At 61.9% G+C, this 23,232-nt stretch carries 22 protein-coding genes; 2 read left to right on the forward strand and 20 right to left on the reverse strand.

The annotated features are described in order from the left end of the window. Positions 1–19: 19 nt before the first annotated feature. The 14 genes from ureC to ATY75_RS13620 all read right to left on the reverse strand — a co-directional run bounded on the left by ureC (position 20) and on the right by ATY75_RS13620 (position 13,065). Positions 20–1,732: an urease subunit alpha gene (gene ureC, locus ATY75_RS13555; protein WP_088937947.1), complete on the reverse strand. Its 1,713-nt coding sequence runs from the start codon at positions 1,730–1,732 to the stop codon at positions 20–22. Between the two features lie 3 nt (positions 1,733–1,735). Beyond that, a complete protein-coding gene (locus tag ATY75_RS13560) occupies positions 1,736–2,359 on the reverse strand; it encodes a Urease operon accessory protein (RefSeq protein WP_190241354.1) in 624 nt (207 codons plus the stop codon). Positions 2,360–2,375: 16 nt separating this feature from the next. Further along, positions 2,376–2,783 carry a lysozyme inhibitor LprI family protein gene (locus tag ATY75_RS13565; protein ID WP_088937949.1) on the reverse strand — a complete coding sequence of 136 codons (408 nt, stop codon included), beginning with the start codon at positions 2,781–2,783 and terminating at the stop codon, positions 2,376–2,378. Between the two features lie 11 nt (positions 2,784–2,794). Beyond that, positions 2,795–3,100 (reverse strand): urease subunit beta, encoded by a 306-nt coding sequence (locus ATY75_RS13570; RefSeq protein ID WP_003542314.1) that lies wholly within the window; start codon positions 3,098–3,100, stop codon positions 2,795–2,797. A gap of 9 nt (positions 3,101–3,109) precedes the next feature. Further along, a complete protein-coding gene (locus tag ATY75_RS13575) occupies positions 3,110–3,361 on the reverse strand; it encodes a DUF1272 domain-containing protein (RefSeq protein WP_088937950.1) in 252 nt (83 codons plus the stop codon). A gap of 10 nt (positions 3,362–3,371) precedes the next feature. After that, positions 3,372–3,674, reverse strand: a complete 303-nt coding sequence (locus tag ATY75_RS13580) for an urease subunit gamma (protein WP_088937951.1) — start codon at positions 3,672–3,674, stop codon at positions 3,372–3,374. A 20-nt stretch (positions 3,675–3,694) separates the two neighbouring features. After that, complete coding sequence (locus ATY75_RS13585) at positions 3,695–4,516, reverse strand: urease accessory protein UreD (RefSeq protein ID WP_088937952.1); 822 nt, start codon at positions 4,514–4,516, stop codon at positions 3,695–3,697. 151 nt (positions 4,517–4,667) lie between these two features. After that, a complete protein-coding gene (urtE, locus tag ATY75_RS13590; RefSeq protein ID WP_088937953.1) occupies positions 4,668–5,363 on the reverse strand; it encodes an urea ABC transporter ATP-binding subunit UrtE in 696 nt (231 codons plus the stop codon). Between the two features lie 18 nt (positions 5,364–5,381). Next, entirely contained in the window at positions 5,382–5,900 is a 519-nt protein-coding gene (locus ATY75_RS13595) for a hypothetical protein (protein ID WP_088937954.1), read from the reverse strand. A 76-nt stretch (positions 5,901–5,976) separates the two neighbouring features. Next, a complete protein-coding gene (gene urtD / locus ATY75_RS13600; RefSeq protein ID WP_190241355.1) occupies positions 5,977–6,732 on the reverse strand; it encodes an urea ABC transporter ATP-binding protein UrtD in 756 nt (251 codons plus the stop codon). Between the two features lie 5 nt (positions 6,733–6,737). Continuing rightward, positions 6,738–7,901, reverse strand: coding sequence for an urea ABC transporter permease subunit UrtC (gene urtC, locus ATY75_RS13605; protein ID WP_088937955.1), 1,164 nt, complete (start codon positions 7,899–7,901; stop codon positions 6,738–6,740). Next, entirely contained in the window at positions 7,898–9,565 is a 1,668-nt protein-coding gene (gene urtB / locus ATY75_RS13610) for an urea ABC transporter permease subunit UrtB (protein WP_088937956.1), read from the reverse strand. Before urtB ends, urtC begins: the two co-directional genes overlap by 4 nt. Positions 9,566–9,680: 115 nt before the next feature. Then, entirely contained in the window at positions 9,681–10,973 is a 1,293-nt protein-coding gene (gene urtA, locus ATY75_RS13615; protein WP_088937957.1) for an urea ABC transporter substrate-binding protein, read from the reverse strand. Between the two features lie 187 nt (positions 10,974–11,160). After that, entirely contained in the window at positions 11,161–13,065 is a 1,905-nt protein-coding gene (locus ATY75_RS13620) for a phosphatase PAP2 family protein (RefSeq protein WP_088937958.1), read from the reverse strand. A 177-nt stretch (positions 13,066–13,242) separates the two neighbouring features. Between ATY75_RS13620 and ATY75_RS13625 the strand changes: the two genes are divergently transcribed. Continuing rightward, positions 13,243–16,629, forward strand: coding sequence for an ATP-binding protein (locus ATY75_RS13625; RefSeq protein WP_088937959.1), 3,387 nt, complete (start codon positions 13,243–13,245; stop codon positions 16,627–16,629). After that, positions 16,622–17,539, forward strand: coding sequence for a response regulator transcription factor (locus ATY75_RS13630; protein ID WP_088937960.1), 918 nt, complete (start codon positions 16,622–16,624; stop codon positions 17,537–17,539). Before ATY75_RS13625 ends, ATY75_RS13630 begins: the two co-directional genes overlap by 8 nt. A gap of 131 nt (positions 17,540–17,670) precedes the next feature. On the opposite strand, the gene ATY75_RS13635 is transcribed toward ATY75_RS13630, so the two are convergent. From ATY75_RS13635 to ATY75_RS13660, 6 genes are all read right to left on the reverse strand, one after another. Continuing rightward, complete coding sequence (locus ATY75_RS13635; protein ID WP_064840418.1) at positions 17,671–18,792, reverse strand: branched-chain amino acid ABC transporter substrate-binding protein; 1,122 nt, start codon at positions 18,790–18,792, stop codon at positions 17,671–17,673. 120 nt (positions 18,793–18,912) lie between these two features. After that, the gene (locus ATY75_RS13640) at positions 18,913–19,266 is read right to left on the reverse strand and encodes a DUF6867 family protein (protein ID WP_064840419.1); all 354 of its coding nucleotides are present in this window, start codon (positions 19,264–19,266) and stop codon (positions 18,913–18,915) included. A 19-nt stretch (positions 19,267–19,285) separates the two neighbouring features. Next, positions 19,286–20,029 (reverse strand): ABC transporter ATP-binding protein, encoded by a 744-nt coding sequence (locus tag ATY75_RS13645; protein WP_171899801.1) that lies wholly within the window; start codon positions 20,027–20,029, stop codon positions 19,286–19,288. Next, positions 20,029–20,904 carry an ABC transporter ATP-binding protein gene (locus tag ATY75_RS13650; RefSeq protein WP_003581862.1) on the reverse strand — a complete coding sequence of 292 codons (876 nt, stop codon included), beginning with the start codon at positions 20,902–20,904 and terminating at the stop codon, positions 20,029–20,031. Before ATY75_RS13650 ends, ATY75_RS13645 begins: the two co-directional genes overlap by 1 nt. Then, positions 20,904–22,295, reverse strand: coding sequence for a high-affinity branched-chain amino acid ABC transporter permease LivM (livM, locus tag ATY75_RS13655; protein ID WP_064840421.1), 1,392 nt, complete (start codon positions 22,293–22,295; stop codon positions 20,904–20,906). Before livM ends, ATY75_RS13650 begins: the two co-directional genes overlap by 1 nt. A 4-nt stretch (positions 22,296–22,299) precedes the next feature. Beyond that, a complete protein-coding gene (locus ATY75_RS13660; protein WP_064840422.1) occupies positions 22,300–23,202 on the reverse strand; it encodes a branched-chain amino acid ABC transporter permease LivH in 903 nt (300 codons plus the stop codon). Between the last annotated feature and the right edge of the window lie 30 nt (positions 23,203–23,232).

Consider the following 23,232-nt stretch of genomic DNA (forward strand, 5'->3'; position numbering starts at 1 on the left):
GCACAGAGGGCCCTTTGGCCTAAAACAGGAAATAGCGCTGCGCCATCGGCAGCACCGTCGCCGGCTCGCATGTCAGCAATTCGCCGTTCGCTCTGACTTCGTAGGTCTCCGGATCGACTTCGATTTCCGGTGTCAGGTCGTTGTGGATCATCGACACCTTGGAGATGCCGCCGCGGGTATTCTTCACCGCCACGAGCTGCTTGGCGACCCCGAGCCGGCCCTTCAGGCCGGCATCGAGCGAGGCCTGGCTGACGAAGGTGACGGAGGAATTGGTGAGGCTTCGGCCGTAGGAGGCAAACATCGGCCGGTAATGCACCGGCTGCGGCGTCGGGATCGAGGCGTTCGGATCCCCCATCGGCGCGGCGGCGATCGAGCCGCCCAGCAGCACCATGTCGGGCTTCACGCCGAAGAAGGCCGGATTCCACAGCACAAGGTCGGCGCGCTTGCCGACTTCGACAGAGCCGATCTCGTGGCTGAGCCCATGGGCGATCGCCGGGTTGATCGTATATTTGGCGATATAGCGGCGGACGCGGAAATTGTCGTTGTCGCCCTTTTCCTCCTTCAGCCGGCCGCGCTGGCGCTTCATCTTGTCGGCCGTCTGCCAGGTGCGGATCGCCACTTCGCCGACGCGGCCCATGGCCTGACTGTCGGACGAAATGATCGAGAAGGCGCCGATATCGTGCAATATGTCTTCGGCAGCGATCGTCTCCTTGCGGATGCGGCTTTCGGCGAAGGCGATATCCTCAGGGATCGACGGCGACAGGTGATGGCAGACCATCAGCATGTCGAGATGCTCGGCAATGGTATTGACCGTATAGGGCCGCGTCGGATTGGTAGACGACGGGATGACATTGGGCTGGCCGCAAATCTTGATGATGTCGGGCGCGTGACCGCCGCCCGCCCCTTCCGTGTGGAAGGCATGGATGGTGCGGCCCTTGATGGCGCCGATCGTATCCTCGACGAAGCCGCTTTCATTCAGCGTATCGGTGTGGATCATCACCTGAACGTCATATTCGTCGGCGACCGACAGGCAGCAGTCGATGGCGCCTGGCGTCGTGCCCCAGTCCTCGTGCAGCTTCAGCGAAGTGGCGCCGGCCAGCACCATCTCGGTCAGCGCCCCCGGCAGCGAGGCATTGCCCTTGCCGGCGAAGGCAAGGTTCATCGGGAAGGCGTCGGCCGCTTCGATCATCCGCGCGATATGCCAGGGACCGGGCGTGCAGGTGGTGGCGAGCGTGCCGTGCGCCGGCCCGGTGCCGCCGCCGAGCATGCAGGTCATGCCCGACATCAGCGCTTCCTCGATCTGCTGCGGCGCGATGAAGTGGATATGGCTGTCCATGCCGCCGGCCGTGACGATCTTGCCTTCGGCGGCGATCGCCTCCGTGCCCGGGCCGACGATGATATTGACGCCGGGCTGCATATCGGGATTGCCCGCCTTGCCGATCGCAACGATGCGGCCGTCCTTAAGCCCGATATCGGCCTTGTAGATGCCGGAGTGATCGACGATCACCGCATTGGTGATGACGGTATCGACCGCGCCGTCCGCCCGTGTCACCTGGCTCTGGCCCATGCCGTCACGGATCACCTTGCCGCCGCCGAATTTCACCTCCTCGCCATAGGTGGTGAAATCCTTTTCGATCTCGATCAAGAGCTCCGTATCGGCAAGGCGCACCTTGTCGCCGGTGGTCGGTCCGAACATGCCGGCATAGGCGGCGCGGGAGATCTTGTAGGGCATTCATCAAGCTCCATGGGAGGAAGAGAAAAACATTTTTCCGCCAAGCCGCGAGAGGCGGCCGGCGGCAACATAGGTATCGACAAGCTGCCTTTCGGCCGCAAACGGATGCCATTCCCAGCCGGCGTGACCGAAGCCGGCCAGCATCACCTCGGCCTCGGCATATTTGTCCAGCACTTCGGCGATGACAATCATGCCGCTGCTCGGCACCACATAAGGCGCCGGCGCAAAGGCCGAAAGCGAGACGTCAACCGCCTCGTGGACCGCCTTGCCGATAACGACATGCGCCTTGCCGGTCTCCGCGCAGAAGGCAGCGAACGCGTCCGTATAATCGTCGCAGAAATCATCGAGATCGGGATGCGAGACGGCAAGTGGCGCCCGCATCGCGGCGAATTTTTCCGGGTCGCGCACGCTCCAGATTTCGCGGGCCGATCCGACGCCGGGATGGGCACGCCATTGCGGCGCGCCGAGCATCGCCTTTGCCGGCCGGCCGGTATTGCAGACCGCAACGGCATCCGTCCGGGTGCCGCCGGTCCCGTAAGAACGGCAATCGTTGAAGCGGATGACGAAATCGGCGGCATCGATCACACCTGCTTCCGCCTGTGCGACCTCACCATTGCCGACGATCACGATCTTCTTGGTCACCTTAATTGCTCATCGTGTCTTCGAGCTCTTTCAGCTCTTTGGTGCGTTTGTCGGTGATGTTGGCGAGACAGCCGGCGACCAGCATCGGCTCCATCGTGCCGCCGCGGGCCTGGAAACCGAAGGCGTCGCACTCGGCGTCCCGATAATCGATCCAGGCGCGCTGCGCCTTGACCAGCGCCTGCTCCGCGCCCTTCATGTCGCCGTCGAGATCCTTGTCGACCGCGGCAAGAGCCGCGCGGGTCTTCTTGTATTGCGCATTCAACGCCTTGTCGGCGGCCTCGTGGCGCGCCGCTTCGCAAGAAGTCATATCCGATTGCGTCTTGGGATTCTGGCAATCGATGTCCTGAGCGAAAGCGCTATCGGCCATCAGCAGCAGCGCCGCCCCGATGAGGCAGATATTCAAACGCATGCATCCCTCCGTTAAAGCTTGCCCATCACCAGCTGACGGAAGCCATAGACTTCGCGCTTGCCGGAAAGCGGGATCAGCGTCACCGAGCGGGTCTGTCCCGGCTCGAAGCGCACCGCCGTTCCCGCCGGAATATCCAGCCGTTTGCCATGCGCCGCCGCCCGGTCGAAGGAGAGCCCGGCATTGGTCTCGGCGAAATGATAGTGGCTGCCGACCTGCACCGGCCGGTCGCCGGTATTGGAAACCTCCAGCGTCACCGTCGGCGCGCCGGCATTCAGTTCGATGTCGCCGCTTGCGGCAATGATCTCACCCGGAATCATCTTATCTCCTTAAGCCGCCCTGGGCGCGCAGCCCTCGGCCTTCAGCACACGCTTCGTCGACGCCGGATGTTTGGCAAGCATCGCCGCCGGCCGGATGGGTCTGGCAACAAGATTGCCGCCGCAATTCGGGCAGACGCCCTTGAGCACGCCATCGACGCAATCGGCGCAGAAGGTGCATTCATAGGTGCATATCCGTGCCTCGCTGCTTTCCGGCGGCAAATCCTTGTCGCAGCATTCGCAATTCGGCCTGAGCTCGAGCATATCGGTCTCCTTACCGGATCGGTTCGTGCACGGTGACGAGCTTGGTTCCATCCGGGAACGTCGCCTCCACCTGCACGTCGTGGATCATCTCGGCAACGCCTTCCATCACCTGGTCGCGGCCGATGACATGGGCGCCGGCCTCCATCAGCTCGGCGACCGCACGGCCGTCGCGGGCGCCTTCGACGACGAAGTCGCTGATCAGCGCGATCGCCTCGGGATAGTTGAGCTTGACGCCGCGCTCCAGCCGCCGCCGCGCCACCATCGCCGCCATCGATATCAGCAGCTTGTCTTTTTCTCTCGGAGTGAGGTTCATTATCTACCTGCTTATTGAACTCATAGATTCCAAACTTTCGGCACAGGCGCACCATTGCGCAAGGCGGAAATGACCGGGATCAGGATTTTTCTGAGCGAGAAGCCGTCGGCTGCCGCGAGGCGGACGACGAGCTTGCCGTCCCAGGCGCTCGCACCGCCCATCGCGCCCTCGACGAGCGGCCGCACCTTGCCGAGATAGGCTTCCGACAGCGGCCCGGCATAAAGCAGCGTCGCAAAAGCCACCTGCCCGCCGAGCACCGCCTGACGTGCTGCGAGCGCCGCCACCCCTTCGGAAAGCCTCAGCTCTTCGGCATGGATCAGTTGGTCCGAGCGGCGGATGCGCCAGCGGTCGCGGAAAAGCCCGGTCTCAACCGTCTCGCCCATCGCCTTGCGGCCGAGCAGTATGGCTTCGACGGCCAGGAATTCGGCGCTCTCGTCAAGATCGACATCCAGCCGGCGAAAAAGCGCGGCTCGATCGAAGAGGATCGTTTCCTGCGGCAACCAGTCGACGCGGGCTTGCCCTCCGACCTTGATGCTGGTCGTCACCTCGGCGGTGCCGGCCGATGCCTTGTAGATCTTCTCGCAGGCCTGGGTGGTGACGTCGATCTTGGTGCCGGCGCCGGCCGCGATGCTCCAGTCCATTCGATCGCCGCCGGTCAGCCCGCCTGCCGTGTTGATGATGACGGCTTCCATCGAGGCATCGAACGTATCGGGCAGACGGATCTTCGCCGCTCCCTCCTGATAGAGCTCACGCAGACGCGTGCGGCCATCGAGCAGCTTTGCCGCCAGATGCCCGCGTCCTTCCGCTCTTTGCGGTCTCGTGCCTGCCGCGGCAATCACCATATCGTGCCTTTCGGTCGCGCCACCGGTTTTCCATTCAATCGTGCGGGTAACGAAAGCAAGCAATTCCCATGCCGTCCGAGGATAGCCGCAGGGGGAGCAGGCAGATTTGAAAAACGCTCCGCCGTCTGCCGAAAATTACGGCATTTGCCGGTCATACGGTCAGATGACGGCGGGCCTCGGGCGTATCCAGCGTCTCGGCAAGGCCTTCATGGACGATTTCGCCGCGATCCATGATGTAGACGTAATCGGCAAGCTCCCGGCAGAAATCGAGATATTGTTCGACGAGCAGGATCGCCATGCCGGTGGAATCGCGGAGATAACGGATCGCCCGGCCGATATCCTTGATGATCGATGGCTGAATGCCTTCGGTCGGCTCGTCGAGCACGAGAATCCTCGGCCGCGTCACCATGGCGCGGCCGATCGCCAGCTGTTGCTGCTGGCCGCCGGAAAGATCGCCGCCGCGGCGCGACAGCATCGACTTCAGCACCGGGAAGAGGCTGAAGATGTCGTCGGGGATGCTGCGGTCGCGGCGGCCGAGCGGAGCAAAGCCGGTTTCGAGATTCTCCTTGACCGTCAGCAGCGGGAATATTTCCCGCCCCTGCGGCACATAGCCGATGCCCTGCTTGGCGCGGGCAAAGGGCGGCAGGCCGTTCAGCCTGGTATCGTTGAAGGTAACGGTGCCGGCCGACAGTGGATGCTGTCCGGTCACGGCGCGCAGAAGCGAACTTTTGCCGACGCCGTTGCGCCCCAGCACGCAGGTGATCTTGCCCATCTCCGCCCTGATGGAGATGCCGCGCAGCGCCTGCGCCGCGCCATAATGCAGATTTGCGTTTTCGACTGTCAGCATCCGTTCACCCATTCCCCATCAGTTCATCAGCGTGCGCCTCAGCATCTGCAAGGCGTGCTCCTGTTCTTTCGTTCTCTCACCGCCGGCAGCGGCCACGTCCTCGGCAATGCCGATCAGTTCCTGGCGCTCCTGCATGTCGAGCGCCTTGAGCCAGAGATCCCGGAACCGGCGGATCGGATCTTCGGGACTGGTGACGTTTTTGGACGCCCAATCGGCAAAAACCAGCACCTCTTCCATATCGCCCGGCCGGATGATGCCTTTCATACGGTTGCGGACGACATCCTTCGCGGCGTCGAGATGGATCGGCTTTTCCTTGGCAAGGCAGAAGAAGAAGGCCACTGCCGCAATCGCCGGATCGGCGATTGCGGCCAGCGGCGCTGCCTCCGCCTGCTTGCGCAACTTTCCGCGCCTATAGACGCCCCGCATCCTCTCGACGGAATCGATGATCTCGCTTCCGGCCTCACGCACCATTTTAAAACGCCAATACCAGATGACCGCGCCGCTGATAGCCGCGACCAGAATACCGAGAAAAGCCATGATGAACCCCCACAATAAAACCCGCCCGTTTTAAAGCGTGTTCTATTGTCAGGTTCAAGCCTGTAAGTTGCATGGATCACCGCCCCAGATAGTTCTCGATCACCTTCGGATCGGAACTGACGAAATCGATCGATCCCTCAGCCAGCACCGAGCCTTCTGCAAGGCATGTCACCTTGACGCCGAGGTCGCGGATGAAGCCCATGTCGTGCTCGACGACGACCACCGAGCGGGTCCTGGCGATGTCCTTGAGCAGGATCGCGGTTTCCGCGGTTTCCGCATCGGTCATCCCGGCCACCGGTTCGTCGACCAGCAGCAGCTTCGGCTCCTGCGCCAGCAGCATGCCGATTTCCAGCCATTGTTTCTGCCCATGCGACAGGTTGGCGGCAAATTCGTCACGGCGGTGCGTCAGCCGCACCGTATCGAGGATTTCCTCGATACGCGCTTTGTCCTCCCCCGAAAGGCGATAGAACAGCGTCGAGAATACGCCGCGGCGGCGGTTCAGCGCCAGTTCCAGATTGTCCCACACCGTATGGCTTTCGAAGACCGTCGGCTTCTGGAATTTGCGGCCGATGCCGAGCTGGGCGATATCGGCCTCGTCCTTCTTGGTGAGATCAACAGTGCCGTTGAAGAACACTTCGCCCTCATCGGGCCTGGTCTTGCCGGTGATGATATCCATCATCGTCGTCTTGCCGGCGCCGTTCGGGCCGATAATGGCGCGAAGCTCGCCGGGTTCGATGACGATCGATAGCGAATTCAATGCCTTGAAGCCATCGAAGGAAACCGAAACGCCGTTGAGATAAAGTACGCTGTTGGGTTTGACGTCGGGAATCACTGTGCTCACTCCGCTGCCTGGATTTTCGGCTCGATGCCGTCTTCCTGCGCCGCCGGCGGCTTCACAGGGGAAGCGGTTTTCCGTTTGCCGAGATAGGGGGCGATCGTGCCGACCACGCCCTTCGGCAGAAACAGCGTGACGGCGACGAAGAGACCGCCGAGCGCAAACAGCCAGAACTCCGGGAAGAGACCGGTGAAGATCGTCTTGCCGCCATTGACGAGGATCGCGCCGATGATCGGCCCGATCAGCGTCGCCCGCCCGCCGACCGCCGTCCAGATGACGACTTCGATCGAGTTGGCAGGAGCGAATTCGCCGGGGTTGATGATGCCGACCTGCGGAACGTAGAGCGCACCGGCAATGCCCGCCATCATCGCCGAGACGACGAAGGTGAAGAGCTTGAAATGTTCGACGCGGTAACCGAGGAAACGCGTGCGGCTTTCCGCATCGCGCACGCCGACCAGCACCTTGCCGAATTTCGAGCGCACGATCGCCGACGCAACAATCAGCGATAGTGCCAGGAAGACCGCGGTTGCCGCAAAGAGGGCTGCACGCGTGCCGTCAGCCTGGACGTTGAAGCCGAGAATGTCCTTGAAGTCGGTCATGCCGTTATTGCCGCCGAAACCCATGTCGTTGCGGAAGAAGGCGAGCAGCAGCGCATAGGTCATCGCCTGGGTGATGATCGAGAGATAGACCCCGTTGACGCGCGAGCGGAAAGCGAACCAGCCGAAGACGAAGGCGAGCAGACCAGGGACGGCAAGCACCATCAGCGCCGCGAACCAGAACTGATCGAAACCGTACCAGAACCACGGCAGTTCCTTCCAGTTCAGGAACACCATGAAATCCGGCAGCACGGGGTCGCCGTAGACGCCGCGCGAGCCGATCTGACGCATCAGATACATGCCCATCGCATACCCGCCCAGCGCAAAGAAGGCGCCATGGCCGAGCGAGAGGATGCCGCAGAACCCCCAGACGAGATCGAGCGCCAGCGCCAGCAGCGCATAAGTCAGATACTTGCCGAACAGCGCCATGATATAGGTCGGGATATGCAGCGGGTGGGTGGGTCCGGTCGCAAGGTTCAGCGCCGGCACCAGAATGGCGGCCGCCAGCAACAAGGCGACCGCAATCGAGATCCTGCGATCGAGAGACCGGAGAAGGAAGGCCGTTATCATGCTTCCACTGCCCTTCCTTTGAGCGCGAAGAGCCCGCGCGGACGCTTTTGAATAAAGAGAATGATGAGGACCAACACCAGGATCTTGCCGAGCACGGCGCCGGCGAAGGGCTCGAGGAACTTGTTGACGACGCCGAGCGAGAGCGCGCCGACCAGCGTGCCCCAGAGGTTGCCGACACCGCCGAAGACGACGACCATGAAGCTGTCGATGATGTAGGATTGACCGAGATTCGGTGAAACATTGTCGATCTGGCTAAGCGCCACGCCGGCAATACCGGCAATGCCCGAACCGAGCGCGAAGGTGAAGGCGTCGACCCAGCCGGTGCGGATGCCCATCGACGATGCCATGCGGCGGTTCTGCGTGACAGCGCGCATCTGCAGGCCGAAAGCTGACCGCTTGAGCAGCAGGAGCAGCGTTACGAAGACGACCATCGAAAAGACGATGATCCACAGTCGGTTCCAGGTGATGGAGAGCCCGCCGAGATCGAAAACACCGGACATCCAGGTCGGATTGCGGACCTCGCGGTTGGTCGGCCCGAAGATGCTACGCACGGCCTGCTGCAGGATCAGCGACACGCCCCAGGTGGCGAGCAGCGTTTCGAGCGGCCGGCCGTAGAGATAGCGGATGACGGCGCGCTCGATGACGAGGCCGACGAAGCCGGTGAAGACGAAGGCGGCCGGTACCGCAAAGGCCAGCGAATAATCGGCAAGCGCGGGATAGGACGAGGTAATCGTTTCCTGCACCACATAGGTCGTATAGGCGCCGATCATCACCATTTCGCCATGCGCCATGTTGATGACGCCCATGACGCCGAAGGTGATGGCAAGGCCGATCGCCGCCAGCAGCAGCACCGAGCCGAGCGATAATCCGTACCAGACGTTCTGGACGATATCCCACAGCGCCAGGCTGCGATTGATGCTGCTGATATCTGCCTGGATTGCCGGCTTCAGATCGTCAGGCGCGGTTTCGAGTGTGGTCGTCAGAATGGTCAGCGCATCACGATTGCCGCGAGCCGCGATCGTATCGATCGCTGCCTTCTTGTCTTCGACGCTCGCATCCGTCTTCAGCAGCAGCACGGCGCGCGCCGCTTCCATCGTATTTTTGATCTCGGCGTCCTTTTCAGCCGCAAGCGCCGCGTTCAGCAGGTCGAGATTGGCGGGATCGGCATCCTTCAGCAGGCCTTGTGCCGCGGCAAGCCGCGCCGAGCGATCCGGGCTCATCAGCGTCAGCTGGCTGGTGGCGGCGCTGATGACGCCGCGAAGTGCATTGTTGATCTTGACCTTGCTCATCATGTCAGGATCGACATCGGCGGCCGCTTCACCGCTGATCGGATCGGAATAGGTCGGTTCGTCATCGGTGCCGCCCTGGAGGAGGACCGGGCCGCCATCGGAATTGACGTAGAGAAGGCCGTCGCTCAACTGCTGCAGGATCTGGCTGACATGCGGATCCTTGGAGGCGACCAGCGCCTTGATGGCTGCCTCGCGTTCCGGGAAGTCGCCGACGCCGAGCGCATCGATGAGCAGGTGGATATCGTCCTCTGCCCGAGCTTCGCTCGATATTGCCGAGCCCGGAAATGCATGGCCGGAAAATGTCAGGCCCGAGAACGTCAGGCCCGAGAACGTCAGGCAAAGCGTGAGAAGGAAAATCTTTATGGCGCGATACATCGGCTTTCTCGCCCTGGATAGTGTTGGCGTCGCGGCGTAATCGCTGGGACGGAGCTTCCGCCCGGGATCGAACCCGGACGGAAGTCTTCAAGCAATCATCTGATCGGGGTCGTACTCAGGAACCCTTGCCGCCGCACTTGCCGGTGGCAACGTTGAAGTTGCCGCAGGACATCGGCTTACGCCAATCGGAGATCAGGTCCTTGGAGTCGGGCAGGTAATCGGACCATTCGTCGCCGACGACGGCGGGCGTCTGCTGGACGATTTCGAACTGGCCGTTGGCCTGGATTTCACCGATCAGCACGGGCTTGGTGATGTGGTGGTTCGGCATGACGGTCGCATAACCGCCGGAGAGGTTTGGAACGCTGACGCCGATGATGGAGTCGAGGACCTTGTCGGTATCGGTCGTGCCGGCGGCCTGGACGGCCTTAACCCATGCGTTGAAGCCGATATATGCAGCTTCCATCGGGTCGTTCGTCACGCGCTTGTCGTTCTTGGTGTAAGCATGCCAGTCCTTGATAAACTTCTTGTTGGCCGGGCTTTCCACGGACTCGAAATAGTTCCAGGCAGCGAGATGGCCGACGAGCGGCTTGGTGTCGAGACCGGCAAGTTCTTCTTCACCGACCGAGAAGGCGACGACGGGAATGTCGGTTGCCTTAATGCCCTTGTTGCCCAGTTCTTTGTAGAACGGAACGTTGGCGTCGCCGTTGATCGTCGAGACGACGGCGGTCTTCTTGCCGGCCGAACCGAATTCCTTGATCTTGGCAACTTCGGTCTGCCAGTCGGAGAAGCCGAACGGCGTGTAGTTGGTCATGATGTCTTCTTTCGGAATACCCTTCGAAATCAGGTATGCCTCGAGAATCTTGTTGGTCGTGCGCGGATAGACGTAGTCGGTCCCTTCGAGCACGAAGCGCTTGACGCCTTCTTTTTCCATCAGGTAGTCGACGGCCGGAATGGCCTGCTGGTTCGGAGCGGCCCCGGTGTAGAAGATGTTGCGCGAGGATTCTTCGCCCTCATACTGCACGGGGTAGAAGAGCAGCGAATTCAGCTCTTCGAAAACCGGCAGAACAGACTTGCGCGACGAGGACGTCCAGCAACCGAAGACCGCAGCAACCTTGTCCTTCTGGATCAGCTCGCGGGCCTTTTCCGCAAACAGCGGCCAGTCGGAGGCCGGATCGACGACGACGGCCTCGAGCTTCTTGCCGAGAAGGCCGCCCTTCTTGTTCTGCTCGTCGATGAGCATCAACATGGCGTCTTTCAGCGTGGTTTCGGAAATCGCCATCGTGCCGGAAAGCGAATGCAATACGCCGACTTTGATCGTGTCGTCGGCGGCAACCGCGCCGTGGAAAGCGGCCGATGCCGCCATGACGGCACCGAGCGCAGCGCTGGTGATCGTGGATCTGAGATTCATCTGGTTGAGCCCCTCTTCTTGTTCCGCAACAGGCCGGAAACGGAATTTAACTGTTGCCGAGGGGACTATCGGGTGCTGCATCGCAAAAACACATACGCAAAATGACGTAGGCGCAGGGGGCAAACGGACATACGGAAGCAACGGGCATCCCCACCGTTGGGAATGCCCTCTTGGTTCGAGAAGAAAATTATCCGTCGATCGTCAGGGTGACCGATGTCGGGCCATAAGAGAGGCTCGCCTTGTGGCCGGAGATGGTGAGCTTGCCGAAGGTGCCAGAAAGGCTGCCTGCCTTCAGGATCTCGATCTTCGTTCCGGCGGCCGGGACAAAACCATCGGCAAGCGTCACGTCGAGATCGCCGGCGAGTGCCGCCTGGCCCTGGACAATAAGCGTGCCGGCGCCGTTGGCACCGAGCGCCAGTTTCGCCGTCGCATTGGCGGATTGCTGGTAGTCGCCGCCGACCGTCAGAGGCTTGTCAGCCGCCACGACGAGCGAACCGCCATCGACCGTCAGTCCGCCGGAGCCGAAAGCCGACGACGATCCGGCCACCAGAGCGCCCTCTTCAAGTACGGTGCCGCCGGCATAGCTGTTGGCGCCTGATAGTCCGAGGATGCCGCTGCCGCGTTTCACAAACTTGCCCTTGCCGCCGATGTCGTTGCGCCAGCTGTCGATCGCATGGAAGCCGCCCTTTGCCGCGTCCATCGTGACGCTCACGTCCTGATCGAAGGCGCCGTAACCGTCGGCGGCGGCAAACAGGTTGAGGCGGCCATAACCTTCCGCGTCGTCGATGAGCGGATAGCCGGAGGCGATCTCCGTCGTCTTCAGCACCTCCCGGCGCTGTTCGCCGTCGAGATAAGGCAGACGTGTTTCGAGAAGCGCTTCAGCGCCCTGCGGCACGCGGGCCGGCTGATCGGTCGCATGGATCGCCGGCAGGCCGTAGCTCAGGCGCTGCAGCACGTAGGCGCGATTGGCGTCATGATCGGCGAAGCGGTCCGCGGCGATCGGCGCCGCATGCGCGGCAACTTCGAGCGCGCCCGCATCGGCAACGCCGGATTTGGCAATGAGCCAGGACTGCGCCTGGGCATAGGCATCGCTCTTCAGCGCTGTATTGTCGGCCTTGTTCAGATTGTAGACGACCGTCGCGGTGCCGAGCATCCGGCCGCCCATCACATCGAGCGGAGAATGCATGCCGGCAAGGATGCGATCCTCGCCCAGCTCGCTGGCGCGCGTGATCATTTCCTGAAAGCGCTGCGGCACAAGATAGGCCATGGCGAGCGCATCACGCCAGGCTTCCGCCGTATGCCCGCTCGGGAAGCCGCCATCCTCGACCGGTTTGCCGCTCTTGGCGGGCTCGAGCGTCGGGACGACCGAGACCTCCTGGCTCCAGCGGTAGGGACGGCCATATTTGAAATAGCGCTTGGCGGGCTCCGTCGAGCCGTCACCGCTGGCGGCGTTGATGAAGTCGATTGCGAGGCCCATGTCCGGATTGGCATCGGTCTTGTTTTCGGTGTCCGGCTTGCTGCCGGCGCCGCGATTGTTACCCTTATCGTCATATTTGACCGTCGTCGCATCGGCGGCCACCTCGGTGATCGTGGTGGTTTGCTTGGAGCCGGCCTTCCAGGCAGCCGTCAGCGGGCCGAGGCCATCGACGATGCTGGCATTCTTGCCGCGCCGGTCGTCGAGGTAGGCGGCCACCGCCTGCTCGGCCGTCCGCGCCCGCGTCGCCTTGACCACATAGGCGATGTTCGCATCATGGACGAGCTTGTTGACGACCTGACCGTCGGTCTTGCTGGCGGGAATGCCGTCCCAATCCGTCTTGGCGACGGCCGGGCAATTGTCCTTGGCCGGGGCTTCCACGCCCGCATCGACGAAGGGCGTGCGCGGGGTCCAGATTTCGAGAAAGCCGGAGAGCAGATGAACGGCGGCATTGGTGTCCACCGTCGAGAAGCAGGCGTCACCGCGCTTGTTGGTGTTTCCGGTCTCGGCATAAGGCGCTTTCGCCGCTGTGGCCTGCTCGGCGCCCGCCAGCGACGGCACGATCGAAACGAGGCAGACGAGGGCGGTGCTCAGGCGGAAAAGGCGTGAAACAGACATGGGTGATACCTGAAATGGTTGAAGGAACGGCGGGAGAGTTAGACGGCCCGTGTGACAGACCGGCTTCAAAAATATGGCGGTTCCGTGAATCTGCCAGTGCTCCGCCCTTGCCTTTCTCACCCATCCCGCCAAAACTGTTTCGAGACGATAGGCCAACCGGAATGCCGGAAGGAAGACATGGCAGCGCGCCAACGCATCATTCCGGTGAGACGCGAATATAATCGCTGGGTCGCCAACCAGACGCTGGAAGATTATGCGCTGCGCTTCACCGCAAAGAGCGCCCGCCATTTCTCCTCGCAGCGCATCGCCCAGACAGCGATCGGCGCCATCTCCTTCCTGGCGCTCGAGGCGATCGGCGGCGCCATCACCCTCTCCTACGGCACCACCAATGCCTTTTATGCTATTATCGTCGCTTCGATCGCCATGCTGGCGATCGGCCTGCCGATCAGCCGCTACGCCATCCGCCACGGCGTCGACATCGATCTTCTGACCCGCGGCGCCGGCTTCGGCTATATCGGCTCGACCATCACCTCGCTGATCTATGCGAGCTTCACCTTCATGCTGTTTGCGATCGAGGCCTCGATCATGTCCGGGGCGCTGGAGCTTACCCTCGGTATTCCGCTCTGGATCGGCTACATCCTCAGCGCCGTCATGGTGATCCCGCTGGTGACGCACGGCGTGCGGCTGATCAGCAAATTCCAGCTGATGACCCAACCCTTCTGGATCGTGCTGAACATCCTGCCCTTCATTTTCATCGCCTTCATGGATTGGGAAAAGTTCGATCTCTGGCGCGCCTTTGCCGGCATTCGCCATGCCTCGGGCCCGCCCGGCACCATCGCCGAATTCGATCTGGTGCAGTTCGGCGCCGCCTCTGCCGTTATCCTGGCGCTGATGTCGCAGATCGGCGAGCAGGCAGACTTCCTGCGCTTCCTGCCGCCCGACCCGCAGCGCAAATGGCGCCATCGCCTCGCCGTCTTTCTCGCCGGGCCCGGCTGGGTCATTATCGGCGCGCCGAAACTGCTGGCCGGTTCCTTCCTCGTCGTGCTGACCCTCGCCTCGGGCGTGCCACTCGATCGGGCCGCCGATCCGGCGCAGATGTATCTGACCGCTTTCGGCTATATGGTGCCCTGGCAGAATGCCGCACTACTGTTGATGGCCGCCTTCGTCGTCGTCTCGCAGCTGAAGATCAACGTGATGAATGCCTATGCCGGCTCACTCGCCTGGTCGAACTTTTTCTCGCGGCTGACCCACAGCCATCCCGGCCGCGTGATCTGGCTGGTCTTCAACGTCGCGATCGCCCTGCTTTTGATGGAACTCGGCATCTACCGGCTGCTGGAGGAGACGCTCGGCATCTTCTCGATCATCGCCATGGCCTGGCTCTGCACGATCTCTGCCGATCTCTTTATCAACAAGCCGCTTGGCCTCGCTCCGCCCGGCATCGAGTTCAAACGCGCCCATCTCTACGACATCAATCCGGTCGGCCTCGGCGCCATGACGCTGTCGGCGACGGTATCGCTGATTGCCCATTTCGGCGCCTTTGGCGCAACCGCCGCCTCGCTGGCGCCCTATATCACCCTCGTCATCGCGCTCATCGCCTCGCCCGCGCTCGCCTGGGCGACGAAGGGCAAGTTCTACCTCGCCCGCAAGCCGCGCCACAGCTGGAAGAACCTGACGAGCATCACCTGCTCCGTCTGCGAGCATCCCTTCGAGCCGGAGGACATGGCCTGGTGCCCGGCCTACGCCGCACCGATCTGCTCGCTCTGCTGCTCGCTCGACAGCCGCTGCCACGACATGTGCAAGCCGGCCGCCCGTTTCAACGCGCAGGTCGGCACCGTCGCCAAGGTGCTGTTGCCGGAAACCGTTCTGGGCAAGCTGACGACGCGCCTCGGCCGCTACGGCATCGCCGTCGCGCTGGCCTTGACCGCCATCGGCGCGATCCTGGCGATGATCGCCCATCAGGTCGCCGCCGCCTCACCCGAGACGGCCGAGGTCGTCAACCGCACCATCCTCATCGTCTTCTTTGTCTTCTCGGTGATTTCAGGCGTCGTCTGCTGGTTCTATGTGCTCGCCCATGACAGCCGCGTCGTCGCCGAGGAGGAATCCTCGCGCCAGAACACGCTGCTGCTCAAGGAGATCGCCGCCCACAAGAAGACCGACACCGCCTTGCAGAATGCCAAGGAAACGGCCGAGGCAGCCAACCGCGCCAAAAGCCGCTATGTCGTCGGCCTCAGCCACGAGTTGCGCACGCCATTGAATGCCGTGCTCGGCTACGCCCAGATCCTCGAGCGCGACGACACCATCCCGGCGCCGCGCCAATCCTCGATCAAGGTCATCCGGCGCAGCGCCGAGCACCTCTCCGGGCTGATCGACGGCCTACTCGATATTTCCAAGATCGAGGCCGGCCGCCTGCAGGTCTATTCCAATGAGATCAACATCCAGGATTTCCTCGACCAGATCGTCGACATGTTCCGCCCGCAGGCGCAGGCGAAGGGCGTTGCTTTCCTGCACGAGCGCTCGCCGGCCTTGCCGCAATTCGTCCGCACCGACGAAAAGCGGCTACGCCAGATCCTCGTCAACCTGCTCTCCAATGCCATCAAGTTCACCGACGAGGGCAGCGTCACCTTCGATGTCGCCTATCGCAGCCAGGTTGCGACCTTCACCGTCACCGATACCGGCCGCGGCATCGCTGAAAAGGATCTGACGCGCATCTACGAACCGTTCCAGCGCGGTGAGGCCGAAAGCGTGCGGCCGATGCCGGGCCTCGGCCTCGGCCTCACCATCACCCGGCTTCTGACCAACACGCTTGGCGGCGAGATTGCGGTTTCGAGCGTCAAGGACGAGGGCTCGACCTTCCGCGTCCGCCTCATGCTGTCCGCCGTCATGCGCGCCGTGGCCGCAGCGCCGCAGGAAAAGCGCATCGTCGGATATGACGGCCCGCGCCGCACGGTGGTCGTCGTCGACGATAACGAAGACCACCGCGAGATGATGCGCGAAATCCTGGCGCCTCTCGATTTCATCGTTCTGACGGCAGCAGGCGGCGGCGAATGCCTGACGCTGATCGAGGGCATCATGCCGGATCTTTTCCTTGTCGATATCCTGATGCCCGGCATGAGCGGCTGGCAGCTGGTCTCGCGCCTGCGCGAGGCCGGCCAGACGGCGCCGATGCTGATGCTTTCGGCCAATATCGGCGATGCCGCCGTTCTGGGCGACAGCGACGACAGCCACAATGATGCGATCGGCAAGCCGGTCGACATCCGCCAGCTGCGCGACAAGCTGGCTTTGCATCTTGGCCTGAAATGGGTCTATGCCGACGCCGCGCCGGCTACTCCAGTGAAGACCGAAGCGCCGGCGCTGAGCCCGGGCGCTGCCCATGTGCAGGAATTGCTGCGGCTCGGCGAGATCGGCTATATCAGAGGCATCGAAGCCAAGCTTTCGGACCTTGCCAAGGTGGAGGCAAATCAGCCATTCACCGATGAACTTCGCGCCTATGTCGCCGCCTTCGATCTCGCCGGCTTCATGACGTTCCTGCACGACTTCGACGAAAAGGTGGAATCCATTGGCTGAGCCGGCCCTCCCCCGCGACATCGTTCTGCTCGTCGACGACTCGCCCGAAGCGCTGGGCTTCCTGACCAACGCGCTCGAACAATCCGGCTTCTCCGTGCTGATCGCCACATCGGGCACCGCGGCCCTTCGCATCGTCGAGCGCATCACGCCCGATCTGATCCTGCTCGACGCCGTCATGCCCGCCATGGATGGTTTCGAGACCTGCCGCAGGCTGAAGGCGAATGCGGCGGTGGCGCAGGTGCCTGTCATCTTCATGACCGGCCTGACCGAAACCGAGCATGTCGTGCACGCGCTGGAATCCGGCGGAGTGGACTATCTCGCCAAGCCAATTAATATCGACGAATTGCGCGCCCGCATCCGTGTGCATCTGCGCAACGCCCGCTCGGCGCAGAGCGCCCGGGTCGCACTCGACGCCGCCGGCCGCCATCTGCTAGCAGTCAAAGGCGATGGCGCCATCCACTGGTCGACGCCGCAGGCGACGCGACTGGTCAATGCCGCCATGGGCAGCGATGACGGCATGGAAATCGTCGTCCGCCATATCGCGACCTGGATGCGCGACCGCGCAGCCGCCGTGCGCGACGGCATCATTTCGATCGCCCATGCTGGCCAGGCGGCACTGCAGCTCGCCTTTCTCGGCGCGATCGGCCCCGACGAATATCTCTTCCGTCTCACCGCCGCCAATCAGCGCAGCGACGACGAGATGCTGCGCCAGCGCTTTTCGCTGACCCAGCGCGAATCCGAGGTGCTGCTCTGGATCGCCAAGGGCAAGGCCAACCGCGACATCGGCGAAATACTCGGACTGTCGGCGCGCACCGTGAACAAGCACCTCGAACAGATCTACGTGAAGCTCGGCGTCGAGAACCGGGCCTCGGCCGCCGTGAAGGCGACGCATGTGCTGCACGAGATGTAGGTAATATCGGGCGGAAACCGTCGGCAGCAGATTGGCAGCGCCGCGGCGGACGGAATTTGATACCTCCGCGAAGCAAAGAAGCCCGGTCGGAACCGGGCTTCAATCTCATCTGTCAAATGGGGAAGCTATGCTTAGGAGCCCTGCGGAACGTAGGTGTACTTGCCGTCCGCGCCCTTCTTCCATTCGTACATGATGTAGCCAGGAATCTTCGGGTCGCCCTTTTCGTCGAACGAAATGTCGCCGAGAACCGTCGGGAACGGACCCTTTTCCTTCATGGCCGTGGCAACGGCTTCAGGATCCACCGAACCGGCAGCCTTGGCAGCACCGGCAATCGCCTGCATCGCAGCGTAGGAATAGAGCGTGTAGGCTTCCGGGTTGAAACCGGCGGCCTTGAACTTTTCGACGAGTTCCTTGTTGGCCGGGTTCAGCGTCGGGTCAGGACCGAAGGTGTTGAGCGTACCGGCAACGGCGTCGCCAGCGATCGAGGCCAGTTCGTTCGAAACGATACCGTCGCCCGAAACCAGCGTTGCCTTCAGGCCCTGATCGGCCGCCTGACGGATGATGAGACCGGCTTCGGTGTGCAGACCGCCCCAATAGATGATCGAGACGCCGGCTTCCTTCATCTTCGCGATGAGGGCCGAGAAGTCCTTGTCGCCGACGTTGATGCCTTCGTACATGACTTCCGTCAGACCGGCGGCATTCATCGCCTTCTTGGTTTCGTCGGCAAGACCCTGACCGTAGGGGGTCTTGTCGTGAACGACGGCGATCTTGGCGTCCTTGAAGTGATCGGCAAGATACTTGCCGGCGATGGCGCCCTGCTGGTCGTCACGGCCGCAGGTACGGAACGTGTTCCAGAGACCCCGTTCCGTGAACTTCGGGTTCGTAGCAGCCGGGGTGATTTCGAGAATGCCGTTTTCGGCATAAACTTCCGAAGCCGGGATCGAAACGCCCGAGTTGAAGTGGCCGATGACGAACTTGACGCCGTCGGCAACGAATTTGTTGGCAACCGAGATGCCCTGCTTCGGGTCGGAGACGTCGTCGCCGAGCTCGAGCTTGATCTGCTCGCCGTTGATGCCGCCAGCAGCGTTGATGTCGGCGGCCGCCTGCTCGGCGCCCTTCTGGAGCTGAGCGCCGAACGCGGCGTTCGGGCCAGTCAGCGGACCAGCGACAGCGATGAGAACGTCGGCCCATGCGTTGCCGCTGAAGGCGACCATCGCCGTCAGAGCCACTGCCGACAGAAGAGACTTCTTCATATTGTTACTCCCAATTTTTGGGCGGGTTCCGGTCCAAGGCCCAGCGCACTACCCACCATTGACTGCGCCAGGAAAGCTGTTCCACTCTGAAGGCAATTCATGCCTAGTTTCAACGGACTGTCAATGTTTGTCCTTCCACGAAAACGCGGAAGTTTTTTCGTACAGCCAGTAATAGTTGTTGACCATCTGATTGGTGCGGCGAAAGCGGAAGCCGGCGGTCGAGAAGACCAGCAGCGTCACGAAATCGATGCTGTAGTAGAGCGCGCTGAGCATCGGCCCATTGAACAGGGCGTGATGCAGAAACTGCATGGCCCAGGCGAGAAGGAAGGTGTAAACGACGGCTAGCGGATAGTTGTTCCAGCCTTCCGCCACGGCCTTGCCGGCGCGCCAGGCCGTCCAGAAGCCGATCAGCACGACGATCGCGCGGATGACAAGTCGAACACCGACATCGCTTTCGAAGAAAAGTCCCTGCATATCAAACTCTCCCTTCGAGCTAGTGTCTTCCGCCTTCGAGATAGGCGGCGCGGACTTCAGGATTGGCGAGCAGTTCCTTGCCGGAGCCGCTCATCGTCACCTTGCCGTTCACCATCACGTAAGCGCGGTGCGAAAGCCTCAGCGCAGCGAATGCGTTCTGCTCGACGAGGAACACGGTGAGACCTTCCTGTTCGTTGAGCTTGCGGATCGCCTCGAAGATGCCCTTGACGATCAGCGGCGCAAGGCCGAGCGAGGGTTCGTCGAGCAACAGCAGCTTCGGTCGCGCCATCAGCGCGCGGCCGATCGACAGCATCTGTTGTTCGCCACCCGAAAGCGTGCCGCCGCGCTGGGCGTGGCGTTCCTTCAGGCGCGGGAAGAGCGCGAAGATCTTCTCGACGTCCTCGGCGAAATATTTGAGATTGTCGAGGCCGGCGCCCATCTGGAGGTTTTCCAGAACCGTCATGCGCGGGAAGATGCGGCGTCCCTCGGGCGACTGCGCGATGCGCAAGCGAGCGATTTCGTGGGTCGGCATGCGCGTGATGTCGCGGCCCTCGAAGATGACCGAGCCGGTCCGGGCCTGCGGGCTGCCGCAGATCGTCATCATCAGCGTCGACTTGCCGGCGCCGTTGGCGCCGATCAGGCTGACGATCTCGCCCTTGCTGACATGGACGTCGATGCCGGCCAGCGCACGAATATTGCCATAATAGGTTTCGACGCCATTCACCTGAAGGAGCGGTTGACCCGTCATTACTTCATCGCCCATCAGTTTGCGCCTCCTTCGAGCTGCTCGACGGTTGCGATCACCTCTTCCACTTCTTCATCCTCGACACCGAGATAGGCCGCGATGACCTTCGGATCGTTTTTGACGTGATCCGGCGTGCCATCGGAAATTTTCTGGCCGTATTCGAGCACGACGACGTGGTCGGAGATTTCCATGACCACCGACATGTCATGTTCGATGAGCAGGATAGATGTTCCGGTTTCGGCACGGATGCTCTGCAGCAGCGCATTGAGCGTTGCCGATTCCCGCGGGTTCAGGCCGGCGGCCGGTTCGTCCAGGCAAAGCAGCTCGGGACCAGTGCACATGGCGCGGGCGATCTCGAGACGCCGCTGGGCGCCGTAGGGCAGGTCGCCGGCCGGATCGTCGGCGCGGTCGATCAGATCGGCCTTCTCGAGCCAATGGCGGGCAAGCTCGATCGATGCGGCCGCCTCCCGTTTGTAGGGACCGATACCGATAAGGCCGAGGATCGTATAACCCGACGCCTTCATCAGCTTGTTGTGCTGGGCGACGAGCAGGTTTTCGAGAACCGTCAGGCCGGAGAACAGCCGGATGTTCTGGAAGGTGCGCGCCACCTTGGCTTCCTTGGTGATGCGGAAATCCGGCAGACGCTCCAGCAGATACTGCTTGCCGCTCTTCTGGTTGAGCGTGATCATCCCCATCGTAGGCTTGTAGAAGCCGGTGATGCAGTTGAAGACGGTGGTCTTGCCGGCGCCGTTCGGCCCGATCAGCGCGGTGATGTCGCCGCGCTTGGCTTCGAAAGAGAAGTCGTTGATGGCCATCAGGCCGCCGAACTTCATCGACAGGTGCTCGACCTTGAGCAGCGTATCGCTGGACATCGTGTTGGTAACGGGGCTCATCAACCGTGGCCCTCCTTGGTAAAGCTTCCGGATATTGCCTTGCTTTCCTTAAGAAAGGCGGTCGGCTGACGTGAGCCCACGAAACCGCGCGGCTTGAACAGCATGACGACGACCATGGCGAGGCCGAAGAGCAGCATACGGTAGAGTTCCGGCGTGAAATCGGGCCCGAAGACCGCTTTCAGGAAATCCATTTCGCGCAACGCTTCGGTACCGCCGACCATGACGATCGCAGCGATCGCAATGCCGGTCAGCGAGCCCATGCCACCGAGAACGACGATGGCAAGAACCACTGCCGATTCCAGGAAGATGAAGGATTCCGGCGAAACAAAGCCCTGGCGCGCCGCGAAGAACGAGCCTGCGAAGCCGCCGAACATGGCGCCCGTCGCAAAAGCGGTAAGCTTGGTCGTCACCGTGTTGATCCCCAGCGAACGGCAGGCGATCTCGTCTTCGCGCAGCGCTTCCCAGGCTCGCCCGATCGGCATGCGGCGCAGCCGGATGGTGACGTAGGCCGTCAGCATGCAGAGCATCAGGATGAGATAGAAGAGGAAGATCTTGTAATAGGCTGAAGACATCGGCAGATGGAAGAGCTTGGCAAAGCCGCCGGCCGTCGCATCGAAGGGGATGCCGAAGAGCGTCGCCTTCGGAATGCTCGAGATACCGAACGTCCCCTTGGTGACATCTGTCCAGTTGATGAGGACGAGACGGATGATTTCACCGAAGGCAAGCGTCACGATGGCGAGGTAGTCGCCGCGCAGGCGCAGCACCGGGAAGCCGAGGATGACGCCCCAGAGTGCGGCGAAGATGCCGGAAAGCGGCAGCAGCACCCAGAAGGACAGGCCGAAATAGCTCGAAAGCAGCGCGTAGGAATAGGCGCCGACCGCGTAGAAGGCGACATAACCGAGATCGAGCAGGCCGGCGAGGCCGACGACGATGTTCAGCCCCCAGGCGAGCATCACGTAGATCAGGATCTGGATGCCAAAATTGTCGACCCATTTCAGTGAGCCCTGAGCACCGACAAGCGCCACGATCACTATAGGATAGAGCAGCAGTGCAATCAGCGCAATTTTCAGGAAATGCCGATGGAAGAAGCTCTTGTCCGTCGAAATATCGAGATCGCCCTGGCGCGCCTTGTTGAGCTTGCGGCGGTCGATATTCGGCTTGACGAAAACGACCATCACAAAGCGGCCGATCGCGGCGACCGCGACGAAGATCGCAAGCAGCCCCCAGCGTTGGACGATGATCAGCTCGTTGTTGATGTTCTGGTCAGTCTTGAGGCCGACATAGAGAACGAACATGCCGAACGAAAGGACAGCGGCGAAAAGGGCTTCGGTAAGGCCTTTGCGGACAAGTCCGGCATCGGGCTTGCCTGCAGAATGTTCAATGTTTGCCATGACGTTATACCTTCTCGACTTCCGGCCGTCCGAGGATACCCGTCGGCTTGAAGATCAGCACGAAAGCGAGGATGGCGAAGGTCGCGACATCCTTGTACGCGATGGTGAAATAGGCCGACCACAGCGATTCGATCAGGCCGATCATCAATCCGCCGAGAACGGCGCCCGGCAATGAGCCGATGCCGCCGAGAACCGCTGCGGTAAAGGCCTTCACGCCCGGCGTGAAGCCGTCGGCGAACGAAGCGACGCCATAATACATCAGATACATCGTGCCGGCGACGGCAGCCAGCGCCGCACCCATGACGAAGGTGATGGAAATCGTCTGATCGACATTGACGCCGAGCAGCGCCGCCATCTTGCGGTCCTGCTCCGTGGCGCGCTGGGCGCGGCCAAGTGCGGTATGATTGACGATGTACCAGAAGATCGTCAGCAGCACCGCCGTGATCACGATGATGATGATCTGCTTCAGCGACACCGAGATGTTGCCGAACTGATAGACCGTGCTCACCATCGGCGGGATCGGCTTGTTGCGCGGACCCTGCGTTACCTGGATGAAGTTGGACAGCGTGATCGACATGCCGATCGCCGTGATCAGCGGCGCCAGGCGGAAGGAACCGCGCAGCGGACGATATGCGACGCGCTCGATCGTCCAATTCCACAAACTCGTCATCAGCATCGCAACGACAAGCATCGCCAGCAGCAGAATTGCCACCGGGAGACCTGCGAAGATGGATGTGAGGACGAGAAAGACGATAAGAGCGGCGAAACCGCCGAGCATGAAGATATCGCCATGGGCGAAATTGATCATGCCGATAATGCCGTAAACCATCGTATAGCCAATAGCCACAAGGCCATAGATGGATCCGAGCGTCAGCCCATTGAAGAGCTGCTGGACGAAATACTCCATATGTCGTTTTCCCCTGGATGCGAACCGAAC

Source organism: Rhizobium sp. N122 (genome assembly GCF_002211295.1).
Classification (GTDB): Bacteria; Pseudomonadota; Alphaproteobacteria; order Rhizobiales; family Rhizobiaceae; genus Rhizobium.